This window comes from Mycobacterium sp. 1245852.3 (assembly GCF_001669335.1).
Lineage (GTDB): Bacteria > Actinomycetota > Actinomycetes > Mycobacteriales > Mycobacteriaceae > Mycobacterium > Mycobacterium europaeum_A.
On sequence record NZ_LZLL01000308.1, the window covers coordinates 1 to 4899 of the forward strand.

5 protein-coding genes are annotated in these 4899 nt (G+C 67.6%); 2 read left to right on the forward strand and 3 right to left on the reverse strand.

What is annotated here, in order from left to right; all coding sequences use genetic code 11:
- On the forward strand, positions 1–435 hold a 435-nt coding region (locus tag A9W96_RS13990), incomplete at its 5' end, for a VOC family protein (protein ID WP_197499517.1).
- 69 nt (positions 436–504) lie between these two features.
- Positions 505–939, forward strand: coding sequence for a hypothetical protein (locus A9W96_RS13995; RefSeq protein WP_067140542.1), 435 nt, complete (start codon positions 505–507; stop codon positions 937–939).
- Positions 940–943: 4 nt separating this feature from the next.
- Here A9W96_RS13995 and A9W96_RS14000 read toward each other — a convergent pair whose 3' ends face one another.
- The 3 genes from A9W96_RS14000 to A9W96_RS14010 are packed head-to-tail and all read right to left on the reverse strand — an operon-like array spanning position 944 to position 4167.
- Positions 944–1402, reverse strand: coding sequence for a VOC family protein (locus A9W96_RS14000; RefSeq protein ID WP_231999683.1), 459 nt, complete (start codon positions 1400–1402; stop codon positions 944–946).
- Between the two features lie 20 nt (positions 1403–1422).
- Positions 1423–2937 carry a carotenoid oxygenase family protein gene (locus A9W96_RS14005; RefSeq protein ID WP_067140545.1) on the reverse strand — a complete coding sequence of 505 codons (1515 nt, stop codon included), beginning with the start codon at positions 2935–2937 and terminating at the stop codon, positions 1423–1425.
- Between the two features lie 3 nt (positions 2938–2940).
- On the reverse strand, positions 2941–4167 hold the full coding sequence (locus A9W96_RS14010; protein ID WP_067025251.1) for an acetyl-CoA acetyltransferase: 1227 nt from the start codon (positions 4165–4167) through the stop codon (positions 2941–2943).
- Positions 4168–4899 lie beyond the last annotated feature (732 nt).

A 4899-nucleotide genomic window follows, 5' to 3' on the forward strand; every position in this document is an offset into this window, starting at 1 on the left:
ACCGACCCAACCGGCGCGGTGTTCGGCTTGTGGCAGCCGCTGGAGCACCGTGGCTTCGAGCTCATCGGGGCGGCCGGCAGTCCGGTCTGGCACCAGCTGACCACGCGCGGCTACGGCGCGGCCCTCGACTTCTACCGCGACGTGCTCGGATGGCAGACCGAGCCGGTTTCCGATACCGACGAATTCCGCTACAGCACAGCCCGGTTCGGCGATGAGGAGCTGCTCGGCGTGATGGACGGCGCGGCCTTGTCGGAGGAGATTTCGCCTAACTGGGTGATCTTCTTCGGCGCCGAGGATGTCGACAAGACGCTGCGGGTGATCGCCGACAACGGCGGCGCCGTGGTGCGCGACGCCGAGGACACCCCGTACGGACGGCTGGCCGCCGCGAGCGATCCGACGGGTGCGATCTTCAACCTGTCCTCGCTGCCGACCTAGCGATCCAAGTGCGGCGAGCCGCGCGCTCGCTCACGCGGGCCGGTGCCGCGGTCCGTTAATCTCGCTAGCATGACTCGCCGACTCCGTCCCGGTTGGCTGGTGGCGTTTTTCGCCGTGGTGGTGTCGGCCAGCGCATGGCTGCCGTGGCTGAGGACGACCGTGAACGGCGGGGGCTGGGCCAACGCCATCGGCGGCGCACACGGCAACCTGGAACTGCCGCGGGGGTTCGGCGCGGGCCAGCTCATCGTGCTGTTGGCCTCGACGCTGCTGGTGGTCGGCGCGATGATCGGTCGTGGCCTCTCGGTGAAAGTGGCTTCGATTGCCGCCCTGTTGATTTCGTCGCTGCTGGTGGCCCTCACGGTGTGGTATTACAAGATCAACGTCTGCCCGCCGGTGTCGGCCGAATACGGCCTCTACGTCGGGGCGGGTGCTGCCGTCTGCGCGGTGGCGTGCTCGCTGGTGGCCGTCATCGCGGCGTTGGCCTCTGGACGGCCCGTCCGCTGAACCGTCAGGCCGACGGGAATTCGTGTTTTCCCGAACTGGCGCTGTGGCCGGGCTCGTTGACGCCGAACACGAAGGGCGCGAACACGATCTCGCGACCGTCCGGGTCGCGGAAGGTGACCGCGCCGGTGGCCGCCCAATAGGGGTGCTGTTCGACAGGCGACGTCCCGGCCGCTAGAAGACGGGCGGTCGCGGCCTGTTGGGCCCGCTTGTCGGGGAAGTACAGGCACAGCTGCTCGTGCTGGTCCACAGCGATGGGCTCGGGCGATTCGACGATCTCCAGCGTCAGGTTCCAGCCGGGCAGCCCGAAGATGGCGCCGTTGCTGCCGTAGCTTCCCTCGAAAGTCTCATAGAGCGGCAGCCCTACTAGTTCACGGTAAAACCGCACCGTCTCAGCGAAATTCGACGACCGGCGAGCGAAACGCAGACCGCCGATTGGGGCCAGCTGTGCGGGCCAGTGCGTCATCCGGCGGCGATGCGGCATCGTCACAGCCCAATCGCCGCGGCCGCCGACTCCGTGGTGCGCCAACGCCGCAGCTCTGTTCCGGGTGCCCACGTCGAATGGGTGCCGCTGGAGATGCGCTCCGGCAGTTGTACTTTGCACACCGGGCCGTCGCCGACCCGGGCGGCATCGAACACCAGGCAATAGGAGGCGTCGGCGTTCATGTCGGTGGTGAGGGTGACCAGGTAACCGTCGTCTTCGCCGACGGCGCCCGCGCGCGGCGCCATCGCGGTCTCGCTGCCGTAGACGCCGTCGCCGAAGGCGAATTTTTCCTCGTACCCGGTGCGCAGGTCGTGTTTGACCAGACCGTCGAACAAGAACCAGCCGGGCTTGCCGGTGGCGGCGTAGGTGTAGCGGTAGTCGCGCGCGGCGTGGCCGGGATTGATGGTGCCGAACTCGGTGATGGACTCCGAGAGCTGCTCTTCTCGTACCGCGCCGGTGACCAGGTTGAAGCGCCACCGATGCAGCCGGGCCTGCAGACGATCCAAGGCGAGGAAGCGAAACAGCTTCTCCCACTTGGTTCCTCCGGTATCCAGGGGAGACGGATCACCTTCGAAGAATCCGTCGAGCACGATCTCGTCGCCGACCTCGTAGGCATTGGTGAAGTGCAGCACGAAAGTGGGATCGGCCTCGAACCAGCGAATGTCTCCGGTGCCGCCGCGGCGCGGAATCACCGCGAATCGCGACGGCATGTCGGGATAGAAGCGGGGCAGGTGCACGTCGTGCTCGAGCAGCTGAGGATCCCAGAACAAGGGGAAATCGTTGAGGATGGCGTAGTTTTCGGTGAACGCCATGTCATGGGGGAGCCGCGGGCCGGGCAGCGGGATGTCGACATAATGTGCCAGCTCGTTGCGCTCGTCGACCACGCCATAATGCATGTACGGCTCTTGCTTACTGTAGTTGAAGAACAGCAATTCGCCGGTTCTGTTGTCTACCTTGGGATGTGCGGACGCGCCCCAGTCGGCCGGAAAGCCGCCGTTCCAGCACTCCTTGCCGAGGGTGTCGGCCGTGTACGGGTCGATCCGGTACAGGTCGCCGCACTGGTAGAAACTGGTCAGCGCGACCCCGCGGTGGACGATGACGTCTGTGCTTGACGCATCCTTCATCCGGGTGCGCGCGCCCCACCCTTGCTCGCGGCGGGCCAGTTGGACGGGCTCGGCCAGACCCGGCCACAGCGGTCCGCCGGCCTCGTTCTCGGCGAGAAAACCGTCGGCGCGGATGAATCTGTTGCGGTAGAAGGCCTTTCCGTCCCGGAAGCCAACCACGTGCACCATGCCGTCGCCGTCGAACGGGTGATAGGTCTTCAGTGCCGGGTGGAGCGGGTTCTCGGTGTTGCGCAGGTAGACGCCGTCCAGGTCGCGGGGGATCTCACCCTCGACGGCGACGAGGTCATCGGCGTCCCACTCGGTGGTCTGGGGGCGCCATGGCCCTGTTCGGTAGGGGTGATCGTCGTCTTCGGGCAGGGTTGACAGGAACTTGCCGACGATTCCAACATCCATGGCTCACGCGCCTTCGGTGCCGCTGACGACGAAACTGACTGTGGTTGCGGTACTTCCGCCGAAGTTCAGCGTGCCGAAGGTCTGCGCGCCGTCGACCTGATACTCGCCGGCGGCGCCGCTGACCTGCTTGGCCGCGTCGAGCAGCATCCGCACGCCGGACGCGCCGACCGGGTGTCCGCCGCCGATCAGCCCGCCGCTGGGGTTGATCGGCAGCCGGCCCCCGATCTCGATCTCGCCGTTCTCGACGGCCTTCCACGATTCACCCGGACCGGTCAACCCGAGATGGTCGATGGCCAGGTACTCGCTCGGGGTGAAGCAGTCGTGCACCTCGAAGCCGTCCACGTCGTCGAGGCCGCGCCGCGCGCGGCGCAACGCATCGGCGACCGCGGCCCGCACGTGGGGCAGAACGTACGGGTCACCGTCGGCGCGGTCCAGTTTGTGTCGTAGTCCCAGCCCGACCGTGCGGTGACCCCACCCGTCGATGCGCCCGATCGGGCGCGCATCGGGGTGTTCGCGCAGATAGGCGTCGCTGACGAGCACCAAACCCGCGCCGCCGTCGGTCATTTGGCTGCAGTCGAACCGCCGCAGCCGGCCTTCGGTGATCGGGTTGGTCGCGTCGTCGTCGCCAATCGGGTCCGGGATGGTCCACTCGCGGGTCTGCGCGTTGGGATTGCGCCGAGCGTTGGCGAAGTTGAGCTGTGCGATGGCTCGCAGGTGCGCGTCGTCCAGGCCGTACCGCCGGTCGTATTCGTCGGCCAGTTGGGCGAACATGGACGGCCACAGGTAGCGGGCGTCGGCGCCCTCGTGTCCGGTCCACGCGGCGGCACCCAGATGCTGGGCGGCGGTGTCGCCGGGGACGGTCTTTTCCAGCTCGATGCCCACCACCAGTGCGGTGTCGTATGCGCCCGATCGCAGATCGGCCATCGCCGCCAGCACCGCCACGCTGCCGGACGCGCACGCCGCTTCGTGGCGCGAGGCCGGGGTGTCCCACAGGCCGTCGCAGACAGTCGCCGGCATCGCCCCGAGGTGGCCCTGGCGGGCGAACATCTCACCGAAGGCGTTGCCGACGTGCACCACCTCGATGGCGGCCGGATCGACCTTCGCCGCGGTCAGTGTGGCGTCGACAACCTCGACGGTCAGCGCTGCGAAGTCGCGGCCTTCTCTGGTCAGGTTGCGCGCGAAATCGCTTTGGTAACCACCGAGAATCCACACGCCTGGCGACCCATCCATACGCCGACGGTACTCCCGCACCGCGGTGTTGTTGAGGCCAATCGGCGAGCCGTTGCGGACCGGTGTTCGGGCCGTGAAAGGCCCGAGAAGAGGGCGGCCCCGTCGGCTCTCGGGCTGAACCGACGGGACCTGGGCGGACACGAAGGCCGGCCGACGTGCTCGCCTCTGTTGGATCATTGCCGCCCATGGGGGTCGACAAACATGCTGACCCAATCTGTTTCAGTGTGGCATGACGTTCGCGCTGTGCCAGGCGAATGGCGAATTTCGTTTTGCGTGTGTGCAACAGCGTCGGGTCGGTCCCGTCGGCGAGAGTCTGAGCTGCGCCAATGTGGTGCGCTTGTACCGATGCGCGCCCGGGGCGCGACCGGCGCGGCGCGCCGCTGCCCGGCTGGACGACAGGTCGTCGCGCAAGCCGATGTCTGTGCCGTTCTCCTCGGCTCGGTCAGCAAAGTGGTGCCCCACCCACCGCGGCGCCTCGAACGGCGGCCCCGGGCGCCGATGGACCCCGGGAATGAAACGCCCGCTACCGAGTGACGGGAGTGTCGCCGGCGGGAAGCCGCCTCGGTTCGGTCCGACCGGCCCGTGGCCCCATCCTGGCAGCGCTTCCGGCGCCGCGTGGTTGACTGTGTTGGCGACAAGGGCAAAGCCGACAACGCCTCTCAACTGCACGGTTCGGCCCGGAGTTAACCGTCGAACGGCTGCGGCCCCACCGCGATCGCCGCGTTGCGACAC

What these genes read in the sequence shown, in the direction of transcription:
- A9W96_RS13995 (WP_067140542.1), top strand. Translation starts at nt 505, where the DNA reads ATGACTCGCCGACTCCGTCCCGGTTGGCTGGTGGCGTTTTTCGCCGTG.
- A9W96_RS14000 (WP_231999683.1), bottom strand. Translation starts at nt 1,402, where the DNA reads ATGACGCACTGGCCCGCACAGCTGGCCCCAATCGGCGGTCTGCGTTTC.
- A9W96_RS14005 (WP_067140545.1), bottom strand. Translation starts at nt 2,937, where the DNA reads ATGGATGTTGGAATCGTCGGCAAGTTCCTGTCAACCCTGCCCGAAGAC.
- A9W96_RS14010 (WP_067025251.1), bottom strand. Translation starts at nt 4,167, where the DNA reads ATGGATGGGTCGCCAGGCGTGTGGATTCTCGGTGGTTACCAAAGCGAT.